This window comes from Kitasatospora sp. NPDC090308 (genome assembly GCF_044769485.1).
In the GTDB taxonomy this organism is placed as follows: Bacteria; Actinomycetota; Actinomycetes; order Streptomycetales; family Streptomycetaceae; genus Kitasatospora; species Kitasatospora fiedleri.
On sequence record NZ_JBIVXY010000005.1, the window covers coordinates 470958 to 485684 of the forward strand.

The 14727-nt window shown below is 73.6% G+C and carries 14 protein-coding genes and 2 tRNA genes; 6 read left to right on the forward strand and 10 right to left on the reverse strand.

All coding sequences use genetic code 11. From position 1 onward, the window contains the following. Positions 1-86: 86 nt before the first annotated feature. The 5 genes from ACIQVD_RS15340 to pgsA are packed head-to-tail and all read right to left on the reverse strand — an operon-like array spanning position 87 to position 3773. Positions 87-632 (reverse strand): hypothetical protein, encoded by a 546-nt coding sequence (locus tag ACIQVD_RS15340; RefSeq protein ID WP_100835292.1) that lies wholly within the window; start codon positions 630-632, stop codon positions 87-89. Between the two features lie 19 nt (positions 633-651). Next, the gene (locus tag ACIQVD_RS15345; protein ID WP_400689562.1) at positions 652-1014 is read right to left on the reverse strand and encodes an isomerase; all 363 of its coding nucleotides are present in this window, start codon (positions 1012-1014) and stop codon (positions 652-654) included. 28 nt (positions 1015-1042) lie between these two features. Further along, positions 1043-2218, reverse strand: coding sequence for a glycosyltransferase family 4 protein (locus tag ACIQVD_RS15350; RefSeq protein ID WP_400689565.1), 1176 nt, complete (start codon positions 2216-2218; stop codon positions 1043-1045). Then, a complete protein-coding gene (locus ACIQVD_RS15355) occupies positions 2215-3120 on the reverse strand; it encodes a phosphatidylinositol mannoside acyltransferase (protein WP_400689568.1) in 906 nt (301 codons plus the stop codon). The genes ACIQVD_RS15350 and ACIQVD_RS15355 overlap by 4 nt, the downstream gene beginning before the upstream one ends. Then, positions 3117-3773: a phosphatidylinositol phosphate synthase gene (gene pgsA, locus ACIQVD_RS15360; RefSeq protein ID WP_400689571.1), complete on the reverse strand. Its 657-nt coding sequence runs from the start codon at positions 3771-3773 to the stop codon at positions 3117-3119. The genes ACIQVD_RS15355 and pgsA overlap by 4 nt, the downstream gene beginning before the upstream one ends. Positions 3774-3901: 128 nt before the next feature. On the opposite strand from pgsA, the gene ACIQVD_RS15365 reads away from it, so the two are divergent. Further along, positions 3902-5923, forward strand: coding sequence for an elongation factor G (locus tag ACIQVD_RS15365; protein WP_402289342.1), 2022 nt, complete (start codon positions 3902-3904; stop codon positions 5921-5923). 12 nt (positions 5924-5935) lie between these two features. Here the strand turns inward: ACIQVD_RS15365 and ACIQVD_RS15370 are convergent, their stop codons facing one another. Beyond that, positions 5936-6358, reverse strand: a complete 423-nt coding sequence (locus ACIQVD_RS15370) for a thiol-disulfide oxidoreductase DCC family protein (protein ID WP_402289345.1) — start codon at positions 6356-6358, stop codon at positions 5936-5938. Between the two features lie 190 nt (positions 6359-6548). Between ACIQVD_RS15370 and ACIQVD_RS15375 the strand changes: the two genes are divergently transcribed. After that, positions 6549-8192: a hypothetical protein gene (locus tag ACIQVD_RS15375; RefSeq protein ID WP_400689579.1), complete on the forward strand. Its 1644-nt coding sequence runs from the start codon at positions 6549-6551 to the stop codon at positions 8190-8192. A 69-nt stretch (positions 8193-8261) separates the two neighbouring features. On the opposite strand, the gene ACIQVD_RS15380 is transcribed toward ACIQVD_RS15375, so the two are convergent. Together ACIQVD_RS15380 and thrS are read right to left on the reverse strand one after the other, a co-directional pair. Then, positions 8262-8819: an HIT domain-containing protein gene (locus ACIQVD_RS15380; protein WP_035860128.1), complete on the reverse strand. Its 558-nt coding sequence runs from the start codon at positions 8817-8819 to the stop codon at positions 8262-8264. Positions 8820-8901: 82 nt separating this feature from the next. Continuing rightward, positions 8902-10881: a threonine--tRNA ligase gene (gene thrS, locus ACIQVD_RS15385; protein ID WP_400689582.1), complete on the reverse strand. Its 1980-nt coding sequence runs from the start codon at positions 10879-10881 to the stop codon at positions 8902-8904. A gap of 259 nt (positions 10882-11140) precedes the next feature. On the opposite strand from thrS, the gene ACIQVD_RS15390 reads away from it, so the two are divergent. Then, the gene (locus ACIQVD_RS15390) at positions 11141-11914 is read left to right on the forward strand and encodes an exonuclease domain-containing protein (RefSeq protein ID WP_402289350.1); all 774 of its coding nucleotides are present in this window, start codon (positions 11141-11143) and stop codon (positions 11912-11914) included. Between the two features lie 77 nt (positions 11915-11991). On the opposite strand, the gene ACIQVD_RS15395 is transcribed toward ACIQVD_RS15390, so the two are convergent. Together ACIQVD_RS15395 and ACIQVD_RS15400 are read right to left on the reverse strand one after the other, a co-directional pair. Then, positions 11992-12063 (reverse strand) — tRNA-Val (locus ACIQVD_RS15395). 185 nt (positions 12064-12248) lie between these two features. Then, positions 12249-12320: transfer RNA gene (locus ACIQVD_RS15400), tRNA-Val, on the reverse strand. Positions 12321-12816: 496 nt separating this feature from the next. On the opposite strand from ACIQVD_RS15400, the gene ACIQVD_RS15405 reads away from it, so the two are divergent. The 3 genes from ACIQVD_RS15405 to ACIQVD_RS15415 all read left to right on the forward strand — a co-directional run bounded on the left by ACIQVD_RS15405 (position 12817) and on the right by ACIQVD_RS15415 (position 14724). Next, positions 12817-13230 (forward strand): SsgA family sporulation/cell division regulator, encoded by a 414-nt coding sequence (locus ACIQVD_RS15405; protein WP_030459107.1) that lies wholly within the window; start codon positions 12817-12819, stop codon positions 13228-13230. Positions 13231-13567: 337 nt separating this feature from the next. After that, positions 13568-14179 carry a CGNR zinc finger domain-containing protein gene (locus tag ACIQVD_RS15410; protein WP_402289353.1) on the forward strand — a complete coding sequence of 204 codons (612 nt, stop codon included), beginning with the start codon at positions 13568-13570 and terminating at the stop codon, positions 14177-14179. Between the two features lie 56 nt (positions 14180-14235). Then, the gene (locus ACIQVD_RS15415) at positions 14236-14724 is read left to right on the forward strand and encodes a DsbA family protein (protein ID WP_402289356.1); all 489 of its coding nucleotides are present in this window, start codon (positions 14236-14238) and stop codon (positions 14722-14724) included. Positions 14725-14727: the final 3 nt, after the last annotated feature.

Genomic DNA, 14727 nt, shown 5'->3' on the forward strand with positions numbered 1-14727 from the left:
ACGACCCATACGCCACATGGTCCAGGGCCGTCCCCGGCATACGACAATCAGGCCAGCGACCCGGTGCGGCAGGAAACGCTGCCAGCCTACGCGGGCGCTCCCTCGGGCGTGAGGGCCACCGGGGGCTCGTCGTCCATCTCGAAGGCCATCGGGAACGGCGCCCGCCCCGCCAGCCGGAAGTAGCGCACCAGCCGGTGCTCGCGCACCGCCCGCGCCGCCCGCACCGCGTCGTTGTGGAAGCGCCGCGCCATCGGCACCCGGCGCACCGCCTCCACCAGGTCGCGCACCGCCTCCTCGCCGCCCGGCGCCTCGCGCACCGCGGCGACCTGCGCCGGCTCGTCCAGCACCGCCCGCAGCGCCAGGCTCAGCTCGCTCTCGGCCACCTCGCGCTGCTCGTCCTCGGCCTGCCGGGCCGCGTGCGCGGCCTCCAGCAGCAGGATCGACGCGGCCGGGTCGAGCAGCGAGGAGGTGGCCAGCTCCACCGCCACCGAGGAACGGCGCAGCAGCTGGGCGTCCAACGAGGCCCGGGCGGCGTCGATCCGGGCGTGCAGCCGGTCGAGCCTGCCCGCCGTCCAGCTCAGGTAGAGGGCGGAGAGTGCGACGGCCGCAACGGCCCAGATCCAGGTAGCCACGGGGCGCTACGGTACCGGCTCAGCCCCCGAGGACGGCCGAGCGGTAGCCGTCCGGGGCGAGCTCGCCGACCCGGACGGTGGCCTGCACCGGCCCGGCCTCCGCCCCCAGGTACCCGGGCAGCGCCGCCAGCACGGCCTCGCCCAGCGCCGCCTTGGCCGCGGCGCTGCGGCCCGGGAAGACCTCGAACCCGACCACGACCAGCGCGAAGGTCTCGGCGTCCGCCCCGACCACCGCCTCCTCGGTCCGGCGGAACCGGGTCGTGCAGCCGGCCGGCCGGGCGTCCAGCAGCTTCACCGCCAGCCGGTTCAGGGCCAGGCCGAAGCCCCGCCGGTCGAAGGCGTCGGCGAGCCGGTCGGTGTAGTCGACGGTGATCAGCGGCATGCGGGACTCCCTCTCCGGGCGGGGCGGTTCACCGGCTCGGACGCGGACGCCGACCGGACGGTTCGACCTCGGCCACCGGGGGCCGCCCGTCGGTGACCGTCTCGTACACCGAGAGCACCTCGGCGCCGACCGTCTCCCAGTCGAAGCGCCGCACGTGCCGGGAGGCGGCCTCGCGCAGCGCCAGCAGCCGCTCCGGGCTGCCCAGCAGCTTGACCGCCGCGGCCGCCAGCGCGTCCGCGTCCTCGACCGGGAACAGCTCGCCGGCCGCGCCGCCGTCCAGCACCTGGCGGAACGCGTCCAGGTCGCTGGCCAGCACCGGGGCGCCCGCCGACATCGCCTCGACCAGGATGATGCCGAAGGACTCGCCGCCGGTGTTCGGCGCCACGTACAGGTCGACGCTGCGCAGCAGCCGGGCCTTGTCCCGGTCCGAGACCATGCCGAGGAACTCGACCCGGGCCCGCACCTCGGGCGCCAGGCCGGCCACCGCCTCCTCCTCGTCGCCCTTGCCGGCCACCAGCAGCCGCACTCCCGGGCGCTCGGCCAGGATCCGCGGCAGCGCGGCCAGCAGCGTCGGCAGTCCCTTGCGCGGCTCGTTGATCCGGCCGATGAAGCCCATGGTGCCGCCGGGCCCGCCCTCGGCCGCGCCGCCCTGCCACGCCGGCTCCGGCTCGGCGTCCGCGAAGAACCGGACGTCCACGCCGTTCGGGATCACCACCGCGTCGCCGCCCAGGTGCTCCACCAGGGTGCGCCGGGCGTACTCGGAGACCGCGATCCGGGCCGACATCTTCTCCAGGCCCGGCTGCAGGATCGGCGAGGCCGCGATCATCGCCCGCGAGCGCGGGTTGGAGGTGTGGAACGTCCCGACCATCGGCCCGGTCGCCGCCCACGCCGCCAGCATCGACAGCGACGGCGAGTTCGGCTCGTGCACGTGCAGGATGTCGAACCGGCCCTCGCGCAGCCAGCGCCGCACCCGGGCCGCCGACAGGATGCCGAAGCTCAGCCGGGCCACCGACCCGTTGTACGGCACCGCCACCGCCCGCCCCGCCGAGACCACGTACGGCGGCAGCGCCTGCTCGTCCTCCGCCGGGGCCAGCACCGACACCTCGTGCCCCCGCCGGATCAGGTGCTCCGCCAGGTCCCGGATGTGGAACTGCACCCCGCCCGGCACGTCCCAGTCGTACGGGCACACCACGCCGATCCTCACGACCGCACCTGCCGCGGGGTCAGGTCGGCCAGCCACAGCTTCTGCAGCATGTGCCAGTCCACCGCGTGCTCGCGGATCGCCTCCGCCCACACGTCCGCCATCGCCTGGGTCATCGCGGCGGCCTGCTCCTGCCGCGACCCCTCCCCGGACGGCCGGACCTCCGGGTGCACCTCGGCCCGCAGCAGCGGCCCGTCGTACCAGAGCGACACCGGGAACAGCGCCGCCCCGGTCCGCTGGGCGAGCGCCGCCGGACCGGCCGGCATCCGGGTCGGCTCGCCGAAGAAGTCCACCTGGACGCCCGCCTCGGAGAGGTCCCGGTCGCCCACCAGGCAGACCAGCTTCCCCTCCCGCAGCCGCCGCGCCAGCGTCCCGACCACCGAGACGTCGGAGCCGGTCAGCGCCAGCACCTCCATCCCCAGGCTCTCCCGGTACGCCACGAACCGGTCGAACAGCGACTCCGGCTTCAGCCGCTCGGCGACCGTGGTGAACGGGAACCCGCCCGCGGACGCGATCCAGGCGCCCGCCAGGTCCCAGTTCGCCATGTGCGGCAGCGCCAGCACCGCGCCGCGGCCCGCCGCCATCGCCTCGTTCAGCTGCTCCAGGCCCTTGACCGTTATGGCACCGGCGATCCGCTCCCGGCTCCAGGTCGGCAGCCGGAACGACTCCCGCCAGTACCGCATGTAGGAGCGCATCCCGGCCCGGGACAGCTCCCGCAGCCGGGCCGCGTCCGCGTCCGGGCGGACCCGCGACAGGTTGGCCTCCAACTGCCGCACCCCCTTGCCCTGCCGCCGCCACGCCACGTCGGCGATGGTGTCGAACAGGCCGCGGGCCACCGGCTCGGGCAGGTGCTTCAACCCCGCCCACCCGGCCGCGTAGGCCGCGGCGACCAACCGTTCCCTCACTTGACCCCCTCGGCGGCGGCCGCCGCCTCCAGCTCCGCCGACTCCCGGCGCACCGTCAGCATCCGCTGCGCCACCGTCACCAGACTGCCCGCCGCGACCGCCCACAGGGCGATCGGCAGCAACCACTCGATGTACGGCACCCCGAACTTGTGCAGGCCCGCGAGCCCGGCCGCGGTCAGGCTGATCACCAGGCGCTCGGCCCGCTCGACCAGCCCCGAGACGTTCACCGGGAAGCCCAGCGCCTCGCCGCGCGCCTTGGTGTACGACACCACCTGGCCGCTGGCCAGGCAGAAGACCGACACCGCGCACAGCAGGTCGTTGTCCCCGCCCCCGGCGTACCACATCGCCAGACCGCCGAAGATCGCCGCGTCGGCGACCCGGTCCAGCGTCGAGTCCAGGAACGCCCCCCACTTGCTGGAGCGGCCCGCCTGGCGGGCCATGTTGCCGTCCACCAGGTCGGAGAAGATGAACAGCGTGACGGTGATCACGCCCCAGAAGAACTCCCCGCGCGGGAAGAACACCAGCGCGCCGGCCACCGAACCGGCCGTACCGATCAGCGTGACCGCGTCCGGACTGACACCCCACCGCAGCAGCATCGCCGCGAACGGGGTGAGGACACGTGTGAAGAAGGCACGCGCGTACTTGTTGAGCATGGCCTTCCGGTCCGCTCCGCTCCTCGGATTGGCACCCGCGGGCCGCATGCCCCGCCGGGCGGCCGCGCGAATGCACCCGCCCGGCCGGACAATGGTATCCACGCTGATCGAGCGGCAGGAGGCCAGCCATGCCGGACCGGACGGCCCACACCCCCGCACCGCCCGCCGACCGACCCGACCGGCTCCGCAACGTGGCCCTGGTCGGGGCCGGCGGAGCCGGGAAGACCACCCTCGCCGAAGCGCTCGCCCGCACCGCCGGCGTCCTGACCAGAGCCGGAACCGTCCCCGACGGCACCACCGCCGCCGACTGGGAGGACGTCGAGCACCGGCAGCAGCGCTCCGTCCAGCTCGCGCTCCTCCCGCTCCCCTGGCGCGGCCTCAAGGTCAACCTGCTGGACGCCCCCGGCTACGCCGACTTCGCCGGCGAACTCCAGGCCGCCCTGCGCGCCGCCGAGGCCGCCCTGTTCGTGCACTCCGCCGCCGACCCCGAAGTCCCCCGCCCGGTCCGCGCCCTGTGGCGGCAGTGCGAGGACGCCCGCCTCCCCCGCGCGATCGTCCTCACCCACCTCACCACCGCCCGGGTCCGCCTCGACGACGTGCTGCGGATGCTCCAGGACACCCTCGGCACCCCCGACACCGTCCGCCCGCTGCACCACGTCGACCTGCGCGACGGACACCTGCACGGCGCCACCGACCTGCTCACCGGCCGGGTCCACGGCACCCCCGGGGACGCCCCCGACCTCGCCGCCGAACGCGCCCGCCTGGTCGAGGCCCTGGCCGGCGAGGACGACACCCTGCTGGCCCGCTACCTCGACGGCGAGGGGCTCGACACCGCCGCCCTCACCGCCGGCCTGCGCCGCGAACTGCTGGCCGGCACCCTGCACCCCGTCCTCGCCACCGCCCCCGACGGCACCGGCTGCGACGCCCTGCTCGACCTGGTCGCCGACGCCTTCCCCTCCCCCGCCGACCGCACCGACGGACTCCCCGCCGCCGACCCGGACGCCCCCGTGACCGCCCAGGTCGTGCACACCGGCGAGGACCCCTACCTCGGCCGCCTCAGCCTGCTCAAGGTCTTCGCCGGCACCCTGCGCCCCGACACCACCGTCCGGCTCCCCGACGGCACCGAGGAACGCCTCACCGCCCCGCACAGCCCGCTCGGCCGCCAACTGCGCCCCGTCCCGCAGGCCGTCGCCGGCGACCTCGCCACCGTCACCCGGCTCACCGCCGCCCGCACCGGCGACACCCTCACCGCCGACCGCCCCGGCCGCACCGTGCTCCCGCCCTGGCCGCTGCCCGAGGCCCTGCTCCCCACCGCCGTCCAGGCCCGCTCCAAGGCCGACGAGGACAGGCTCTCCCAGGCCCTCGGCAGGCTCGCCGCCCAGGACCCGGCCCTGCGGGTCGAACAGAACCCCGACACCGGCCAACTCGTCCTGTGGTGCACCGGCGAGGCCCACCTCGCCGTCACCCTCGACCGCCTCACCACCCGCCACGGCGTCCACGTCGACACCGTCCCCTACGAGGTCGCCCTGCGGGAGACCTTCGCCGCCCCCGCCGACGGCCACGGCCGGCACGTCAAGCAGTCCGGCGGCCACGGCCAGTACGCCGTCTGCGACCTCACCGTCGAACCGCTGCCCGGCGGCGGCTTCGAGTTCGTCGACCGCGTCGTCGGCGGCGCCGTCCCCCGCCACTTCGTACCCTCGGTCGAGAAGGGCGTGCGCGCCCAACTCGCCCGCGGCCTGCGCGGCCACCCGATGACCGACGTCAAGGTCACCCTCACCGACGGCAGGGCGCACTCCGTCGACTCCTCCGACGCCGCCTTCCAGACCGCCGCCGCCCTCGCCCTCAAGGAGGCCGCCGACCACACCGCCGTCAAGGTCCTGGAACCCGTCGACGAGGTGCGCGTCCTGCTCCCCGACGAGTACCAGGGCGCCGTGCTCGCCGACCTCTCCGCCCGGCGCGGACACGTCCTGGGCACCGAGATCGGCGGCGAGGGCCTCAGCCTGGTCCGCGCCGAGGTCCCCGCACTCGAACTCGCCCGCTACCCGCTCGACCTGCGCTCGCTGTCGCACGGAACCGGCCAGTTCACCCGCGCCTACCTGCGGCACGCCCCGATGCCCGCCCACCTCGCCGCGCGGCACACCGGCGGCTGACCGCGCGGCCGGTCAGGAACGCCGCGGCAGCGCGCACGCCGGAGTGCCGCCCGGCATCCGGTCCCGGTTCCTCGCCACCCAGCGGTAGACCGCGTCCGCCACCGGCCGCACCGGCGCCAGCGCCAGCACCCCGCCGGCCCACGCCCACAGCCCGCCCGACCGCATCAACAGCCGCGCCACCGCCTGCGCCCCGCCGTACACCCGGCGGTCCGGCGTCACCCACAGCACCTCCCGCTGCACCCGCTCCGCCGTCACCTCCCCGCCGGTGAACTCCTCCAGCGCCGCCAGGTCCGCGAACTGGAACGCCACCGCCTCCCAGCCCGCCGAGGACAGGCTCTGCCGCGGATAGCGCTCCGCCCACCGCACGCAGCTGGAACAGAACGCGCAGTCGCCGTCGAAAACCAGCACCGGGCCCGGTGCGTACGCACTCGTCATGCCGCGATCCTCCACCCCCGCGGCACCGGCCGACAAACCGGGGGCGTCGAACCCGCCCGCACGGGGCACCATGTCCCCGGAACGGCCGCGCGCGGCCGATATGTGACCCAGGATCAGCCGATGATCCGCACAGCCCCGCCGCCGCACGGTAACCTGCCGCAGATCGATCAGGGGAGAAGGAGCTGCACAGGTGACTCAGCTCGACATGACGCCGGGCGCGCAGGTACCGCGGACGGACGTCGGCAACCAGACCGCGGTCACCCAGGCGTTCTCCTCCGCCGCCTACCGCACCGGCGACGTCAGGGAACTCGAGGCGCTGACCGGCGTCACGGTCAAGGACGGCAAGTTCGAGCTGTTCCGCCCCAGCGCCGGCGAGGCGTTCAGCCGCGCCCTGATCGACCGCACCCTCGGCGGCGGCCGCAAACCGCTGGTCCCCTCGCACGGCACCGACGTCCGGATGGTCGTCGAACACTGCCTCGCCGCCCAGGACCTGCGCGAGGCCCGGGACCGCAAGCTCTCCGGCCTCAGCCTGCTGTTCGGCCTGCTGTTCCTGCCCGGCACCCTGGTCTGGCTGGGCGCCTACCAGGTCCGCGCCTGGCTCAGCGGCAAGAAGTCCGCCGGCCTGGACGGCTTCCTCGGCACCCTGGTCATGCTGCTCGTCTTCGGTCTGGCGCTGGTCCTGGCGTTCTGGCCGCCGTTCCACGGCGTCCTCGGCCTCTACTTCCGGATCGTGATGCTCGGCCCGGTCCTCGGCTGGTACCTCGCCAAGCGCACCGTGGTCGACAGCGTCGCCCAGCAGCGCGCCCGCTGGGGCGACCTGGTCGGCGGCAGCCCGGTCGCCGCCATCGTCCCCAAGGCCGTCCCCAAGGACCACCTCGACAAGAAGGCCAACGCCCTCAAGGCCGGCCTGGACCGCCTCAGCGCCGAGCAGAACACCAACATCCAGCACTACGCCGGGCCCAAGGGCATCCTCGGCATCGGCGCCCGCTGGGCCGAGTGGTCCCTGCGCGAGGACCTCCGCCCCGCCGAGGGCCACCCCGACTTCCGGGTCTTCCACGTCGCCGACCTGACCCGCCGGATCGCCGACCGCCTCTCCGGCCTGACCAGCAGCGAGGTCCCCAACGGCGGCCTGCCCAAGCCGATGATCAGCCACTGGGTGGTGCTGGACACCGGCGAGGGCGCCGACGAGATCGGCCGCCCCTCCGGTCCCGACATGGACGGCGACCGGATGCGCGACTTCGCCGTCCAGGAGCTCGCCAGCAAGCAGAGCTTCGGCTCCGACACCCGGCACCGGATCGCCGTCCAGTTCGTCCTGCACAAGGGCCAGTTGGTCTCCACCATCGTGATCAACGTGATGGTCCTGGCGCAGAACCTGCAGATCCACGTCACCCCGCACACCCTCGGCCCGATCAACGGCTACTTCACCGGCAAGCCGAAGACCCCCGAGAAGGACGTCTCCAAGACGCTCCGCTTCTGGGAGACCCGCACCGTCCAGCTACCGGTCGTCAACGACACCGAGGTGGTCCGCCAGGCCGTCCGCGCCCCGTTCCACAAGAACCCCGGCCTGCTGAAGTGGCTCGGCGGCGGCATCTCCTTCCCCGAACCGCTCTGCCTGCGCCAGGCCTGGGCCGACCCGACCTGGAACAGCCGCTACAAGTCCGACGACACCATCTACCTGCCCAGCCCGGTCCTCGGCATCATCCACGCCGCCGTCATCGAGTTCCTCGACGAGCACGACGTCGCCACCGACCGGATCGCCAACCGCTCCAACATGCTGCGCAGCGAGATCCAGGGCGCCCGCCCGTTCCGCGCCGACAAGTACGACGCCGGCTGACCGGCCCGCGAACGGCCGCAGGGGCGTGCGGGAACCCTCCCGCACGCCCCTGTCCGCGTCCCGGACCGGTCAGGCCGGCCACACCTCGGCCAGCACCTTCCGGGTGTCCGCCAGCAGTTGCGGCAGCACCTTCGTGTGCCCCACCACCGGCATGAAGTTGGTGTCCCCGCCCCAGCGCGGCACCACGTGCTGGTGCAGGTGCGCGGCGATCCCCGCCCCCGCGGCCGCCCCCTGGTTCATCCCGATGTTGAACCCGTGCGCCCCCGAGGCCGCCCGCAGCGCCGTCATCGCCTTCTTGGTGAACTCCCCGAGCTCCGCCGTCTCCGGCCCGTCCAGCTCGGTGTAGTCCGCGACGTGCCGGTACGGCACCACCATCAAGTGCCCGCCGTTGTACGGGTACAGGTTCAGCACCGCGAACACCGACTCGCCCCGCTGCACGATCAGCCCGTCCTCGTCGCTCAGCTTCGGGATCGAGCAGAACGGACAACCGTCGTCGGGAGCCGGCCCGGTGGGCTTGTTCTCGCCCTGGATGTACGCCATCCGATGGGGTGTCCACAGGCGACGGAAGCCGTCCGGCTCCCCCACGCCCCGCTGCAGTTCCGGCTCACTGGTCATGCCCGCCAGCATAAGCGCCGCGGCCCGCGAACAGAGCGGTGCGGGGCGGACTCCCGGAGGAGACCGCCCCGCACCCGCGTCAGTCCCGCAGGGGTCAGACCTGCACCCGGCTGCGCACCGCCTCGACGATCTCCGCGATCGCCTCGGCCTTCGGCACGCCGTTCTTCTGCTCGCCGCTGCGGTAGCGGAACGACACCGCGCCGGCCTCGACGTCGTCGTTGCCCGCGATCAGCATGAACGGGACCTTGGTCTTCTGCGCGTTGCGGATCTTCTTCTGCATCCGGTCGTCCGAGGTGTCGACCTCGACCCGGATGCCGTGCTTCTTCAGCTCGGCCGCCACGTCCAGCAGGTACGGGACGTGCTCGTCGGTGATCGGGATGCCGGTGACGGTGACCGGGGCCAGCCACGGCGGCATCGCGCCCGCGTAGTGCTCCAGCAGCACCGCGAAGAAGCGCTCGATCGAGCCGAACAGCGCCCGGTGGATCATGACCGGCCGCTGCCGCGAGCCGTCCGCCGCGGTGTACTCGAGGTCGAAGCGCTCCGGCAGGTTGAAGTCGAGCTGGACGGTCGACATCTGCCAGGTCCGGCCGATCGCGTCGCGCGCCTGGACGGAGATCTTCGGGCCGTAGAAGGCCGCGCCACCCGGGTCCGGCACCAGCGGCAGGCCCTGCTTCTCGGCCACGCCGGCGAGGACGGCGGTGGCCTCCTCCCAGTCCTCGTCCGATCCGACGAACTTCTCCGGGTCCTTGGTGGACAGCTCCAGGTAGAAGTCGTTCAGGCCGTAGTCGCGCAGCAGGCCCAGCACGAAGGTCAGCGTGCGGTCCAGCTCCTCGGCCATCTGCTCGCGGGTGCAGTAGATGTGCGCGTCGTCCTGGGTGAAGCCGCGGGCCCGGGTCAGGCCGTGCACCACGCCGGACTTCTCGTACCGGTAGACCGTCCCGAACTCGAACAGGCGCAGCGGCAGTTCGCGGTAGGAGCGGCCGCGCGCGTCGAAGATCAGGTTGTGCATCGGGCAGTTCATCGGCTTGAGGTAGTAGTCGACGCCCTCGTCCAGCTGCATGGGGGGGTACATGCCGTCGGCGTACCAGTCGAGGTGGCCGCTGGTCTCGAACAGCTTCCCCTTGGTGGCGTGCGGGGTGTAGACGAACTCGTAGCCCTCCTCCTCGTGCCGCTTGCGCGAGTAGTCCTCCATGGTGCGGCGGATGATGCCGCCCTTGGGGTGGAAGACGGCGAGGCCGGAGCCGATCTGCTCCGGGATGGAGAACAGGTCGAGCTCGCTGCCGAGCTTGCGGTGGTCGCGCTTGGCGGCCTCCTCCAGGAAGTCGAGGTGCGCCTTGAGCTCGTCCTTGGAGGGCCACGCGGTGCCGTAGAGGCGCTGCAGCATGGGGTTCTTCTCGCTGCCGCGCCAGTACGCGGCGGCGGAGCGCATCAGCTTGAAGGCCGGGATGTGCCGGGTGCTGGGCAGGTGCGGGCCGCGGCAGAGGTCGCCCCAGCAGACCTCGCCGGACTTCGGGTCGACGTTGTCGTAGATGGTGAGCTCGCCGGCCCCGACCTCGACGTCCGCGCCCTCGCCGGCGGTCGCGGCCGAGCCCTTGAGGCCGATCAGCTCCAGCTTGTAGGGCTCCCCGGCGAGCTCCTCGCGGGCGGCCTCGTCGGTGACCACCCGGCGGGAGAACCTCTGCCCCCGCTTGATGATCTCCTGCATCTTCTTCTCGATGGTCTTGAGGTCGTCCGGGTGGAACGGCTTCTCGACGTCGAAGTCGTAGTAGAAGCCGTCCCGGACGGGCGGGCCGATGCCGAGCTTGGCCTCGGGGAAGACCTGCTGGACGGCCTGGGCCATCACGTGGGCGGTGGAGTGCCGCAGGATGTCGAGTCCGTCGGGGCTGGAGATCACGACGGGTTCGACCTCGTCGCCGTCCTGGACGGCGTAGGCGAGGTCCTTGAGCTGGCCGCCGACCCGGGCGGCGATCACGGCGCGGTCGTCGGCGAAGAGCTCGGCGGCCGTCGTGCCCGTGGTCACCACGCGCTCTTCCCGATCGGGTTCGCGGTTGATGATGATCCGGACGTCCGTCACCGGTCTCTCCTGACGTTCTGGCTACCGTGGTGCAGCAGAACCGCTGCACCGTGCATGGTACCGAGCCGGGCCGCGTGCCCGTCGCCAAGGCCCGTTCGCGGACGGCGTGGTCGTTCGGTCACTTTCCGCGACGATCCGGTCGTCGGGACGGTTGACCGCGCGTCGAGTGCGGTATCACTCCTGCACGGCGCTGCCGCTGCACCGGTCCTCGGTGGCAGCGGCCGCCGGGCAAGGACCGTGCGGCGTCTGAGGGGGCGTCATGCAGCAGCTCCGTTCCTGGTACCACGGTCCGCTCGCGTCCTTCGACACCGAGACCACGGGTGTGGACGTCGAGCGGGACAGAATCGTTTCGGCCGCCCTGGTGGTGCAGCCCGCACCGGGCCGGGAGGCCGCCGTCCGCACCTGGCTGGCGAACCCGGGGGTGCCGATCCCGGAGCCGGCCCGCGCGGTGCACGGCATCTCGGACGAACAGGTCCGGGCGCACGGCCGGCCGCCGCGGACGGTCGCGGTGGAGGTGGCGCTGGCCCTGGCCGAGCAGTCCCGGGCGGGCGTGCCGCTGGTGGTGATGAACGCCCCGTACGACCTGACGCTGCTGGACCGGGAGTTGCGCCGGCACGGGGCGGGGTCGCTGCCGGAGGTGCTGGGCGGCGCGGAACTGCTGGTGCTCGATCCGCGGGTGCTGGACAAGCAGCTCGACCGCTACCGCAAGGGGCGGCGCACGCTGACCGACCTGTGCGCGCACTACGGCGTCGAGCTGGTGGGCGCGCACGACGCGGCGGCGGACGCGCGGGCGGCGATGGAGCTGGTGCGCGCGGTGGCCGCCCGGCACGCGGCGCGCCTGGGCGGGCTGTCGCCGGCCGAGCTGCACCTGCGGCAGGCGGTGTGGCACGCGGCGCAGGCGCGCGGCCTGGAGCGGTGGTTCGAGCGCTCGGGCACCCCGGAGCGGGTGGACACGGCCTGGCCGATGCGCCCGGCCCGCTGCCACTGCGGTGCGCGCCTGGAGTCGGGCCACGCCTGCGGGTTGGCGGCCTGACGCACCGTCGGGGGCTGTCGGGCCGGGAAACGCCGCAGGCCCCGACAGCGTGGTCGGGGCCTGCGGTTGGTGCTCGGTGGGCGATACTGGGATCGAACCAGTGACCCCTTCGGTGTGAACGAAGTGCTCTCCCGCTGAGCTAATCGCCCGGGCAACGAGAAGAACTGTAGCACCACTTGGGGCCGGGTCCACAATCCGTTCCGCGGACGGACCCCCAGTTCCCCTTCCGGGAAGGCAGGTTGAATGAACGTCAGAAGTTCGGCCGGGGTATGCGGAAAAGGCGCGGGGCCCCGACCTGATAAACAAGTCGGAGCCCCGCGCCTGTGCATTCCGGTGGGCGATACTGGGATCGAACCAGTGACCCCTTCGGTGTGAACGAAGTGCTCTCCCGCTGAGCTAATCGCCCGGGTGCAGGGAAAACATTACCCCATCCGCGCGGGTGCTCCGAACACCCTCGCCGCCACCGCGCCCGCCCCGCGCCCGCCCCGCGCCCCGGCCTCCGGGGCGCACCCCCGGTCGTCGCGCCCGACCAGCGGCGTCGGTCGACGGCACCGGTCGGCGGACCGGCCGGCCACGCCGAGTGACGTCCCCGGTCCGGGCGGTCGGCGCGGCCGGTCGGCCGGGGCCGCCGGACGGAGCCGACCGGGGTCCGCGGGGCCGGGTTCGTGGGTTCCTCCAGTCTCGCCGCGGCCCGCCCCGGTGCGACCGCCGGTAATGCCCTGCCGTTACCGGCCCGCCGCCCGGGCGGCGGGTGCGGCCGGGGGATTCCGCAATGCGCCGGAAGGGGTACGACTCGCACCGGAATCGGGACAGACGGGTTTACACCGGGCTTTCAGGTGGGATGGTCCGTTCGCCGACGTGCGATTCCCCGAGCGCACACTGAGCGAAAGGCCCTGGCGCTTATGAACACCACGGTCAGCTGCGAGCTGCACCTGCGCCTCATCGTGTCCAGCGAGTCGTCACTGCCCGTCCCCGCGGGCCTGCGCTACGACACTGCCGACCCCTATGCCGTGCACGCGACGTTCCACACCGGAGCCGACGAGACCGTGGAGTGGGTGTTCGCCCGCGACCTCCTCGCGGAGGGGCTGCACCGACCGACCGGTACCGGCGACGTCCGGGTGTGGCCGTCCCGCAGCCACGGTCAAGGCGTGGTTTGCATCGCCCTGAGCTCTCCGGAAGGAGAGGCCCTGCTGGAGGCCCCGGCCCGGGCGCTTGAGTCCTTTCTCAAGCGGACGGACGCCGCGGTGCCCCCCGGCACCGAACACCGTCACTTCGACCTCGACCGGGAGCTGTCCCACATCCTCGCCGAGAACTGACCCCCGAACGAGTACGGCCCGCCGTCGCGCGGCGGCGGGAACGCCTCGATGCGCACCGTCCTACTCGGGGGCACGGTCGCAGCTCGCAGCCGCCACGGCGGCCTCGGGGTCCGGCCCCGGGCGTCCTCTCCCACCGGAGCGGACGTCCGGGGCTCAGTCACGTCCCGGACCGGGCCGCACCCGGTCCCGGCCGGCCGTGCCGGGTCCGGCGGCGCCACGTATCGGCCCGGTCACGTACCGCCCGCGTCCCGGTCCGGGGGCGGCCCGGGCCGGTAGAGTCGGCGCGCGATGACCGACGCGCCGGCCCCGGGGCCGGCGCCGCGTGAGGAGCCCCCACGTGCTGATCACCCATGACACCGAGTGCGCGCTGAGCATCCTGGTGGAGCTGCTGAACACGGCGCCGGAGGCGTGCGGCAGCGAACAGCTGCCCGACGTGGCGGCGCTGAGCGCGTTCGTGGTCCGGCAGGAGATCAGCGAGATCGACTCGCTCGGCCCGGCGGACCTGGCCGCCGTGCACGAGCTGCGCGCCCGGCTCGGCGAGGTGTTCTCGGCCGGGTCGGTCGAGCGGGCCGCCGAGCTGGTGAACACCCTGGTCGCGGAGGCCGGCACCACGCCCCGGCTGACCAACCACGACCACCACGGCTGGCACATCCACTACTTCGCCCCGCACGCCGCGATCGGCCGGCACCTGGCCGCCGAACTGGGCATGGCGCTGGCGTTCATCGTGATGGCGGGCGAGCTGGAGCGGCTGCGCCGCTGCGAGGCGCCGAGCTGCGCCCGGGTCTTCGTCGACCTGTCCCGCAACCGTTCGCGCCGCTACTGCGACAGCCGCACCTGCGGCAACCGGCTGCACGTCGCCGCGTACCGGGCCCGGCAGCGCTCGGCGGAGGCGGAGGCCGGGGCGGAGGCCGGGGCGGCCGCCGGGGCGGTGTCGGCCGCGGGCCGCTGAGGCGGCGGGCCGGGCGGGGGTCAGCTGGCCGTCCGCGACCTGGGAGACTGGGCGGCATGAGTGATTCCTCGCTGCCCCGTGTCGAGTTCTGGTGCGACCTGCTGTGCCCCGACTGCCGTACCGCGCTGGACGACGTCCGGGCGCTGCGGGAGCGGTTCGGTGACGCGCTGACCGTCGAGCTGCGGCACTTCCCGCTGGAGAAGCACAAGTACGCGTACCCGGCGGCCGAGGCGGCGGCGGAGGCGTTCAAGCAGGGGCGCGGCTGGGAGTTCGCGGAGGCCGTGCTGGCGCGGCTGGAGGACGTCGAGCGCGGCGGGGCCGCGGTGCTGGTGGAGATCGCCGGAACGGTCGGGGTGGACGCGGACGAGGTGGACACCGCGCTGATCGACGGCCGGCACATGCTCTGGGTCGACTCGGACGTGGCCGAGGGGCGGGCGATCGGCGTCAAGGGGACGCCGACGTACGTGGTGGCCGGGAAGCGGCTGGACGGCGGGCAGTCGCAGGACGGGTTGCGGGAGCGGATCGTCGAGCTGCTGAACGGCTGAGGC

What these genes read in the sequence shown, in the direction of transcription:
- ACIQVD_RS15345 (WP_400689562.1), bottom strand. Translation starts at nt 1,014, where the DNA reads ATGCCGCTGATCACCGTCGACTACACCGACCGGCTCGCCGACGCCTTC.
- pgsA (WP_400689571.1), bottom strand. Translation starts at nt 3,773, where the DNA reads ATGCTCAACAAGTACGCGCGTGCCTTCTTCACACGTGTCCTCACCCCG.
- ACIQVD_RS15365 (WP_402289342.1), top strand. Translation starts at nt 3,902, where the DNA reads ATGCCGGACCGGACGGCCCACACCCCCGCACCGCCCGCCGACCGACCC.
- ACIQVD_RS15370 (WP_402289345.1), bottom strand. Translation starts at nt 6,358, where the DNA reads ATGACGAGTGCGTACGCACCGGGCCCGGTGCTGGTTTTCGACGGCGAC.
- ACIQVD_RS15380 (WP_035860128.1), bottom strand. Translation starts at nt 8,819, where the DNA reads ATGCTGGCGGGCATGACCAGTGAGCCGGAACTGCAGCGGGGCGTGGGG.
- ACIQVD_RS15390 (WP_402289350.1), top strand. Translation starts at nt 11,141, where the DNA reads ATGCAGCAGCTCCGTTCCTGGTACCACGGTCCGCTCGCGTCCTTCGAC.
- ACIQVD_RS15405 (WP_030459107.1), top strand. Translation starts at nt 12,817, where the DNA reads ATGAACACCACGGTCAGCTGCGAGCTGCACCTGCGCCTCATCGTGTCC.
- ACIQVD_RS15415 (WP_402289356.1), top strand. Translation starts at nt 14,236, where the DNA reads ATGAGTGATTCCTCGCTGCCCCGTGTCGAGTTCTGGTGCGACCTGCTG.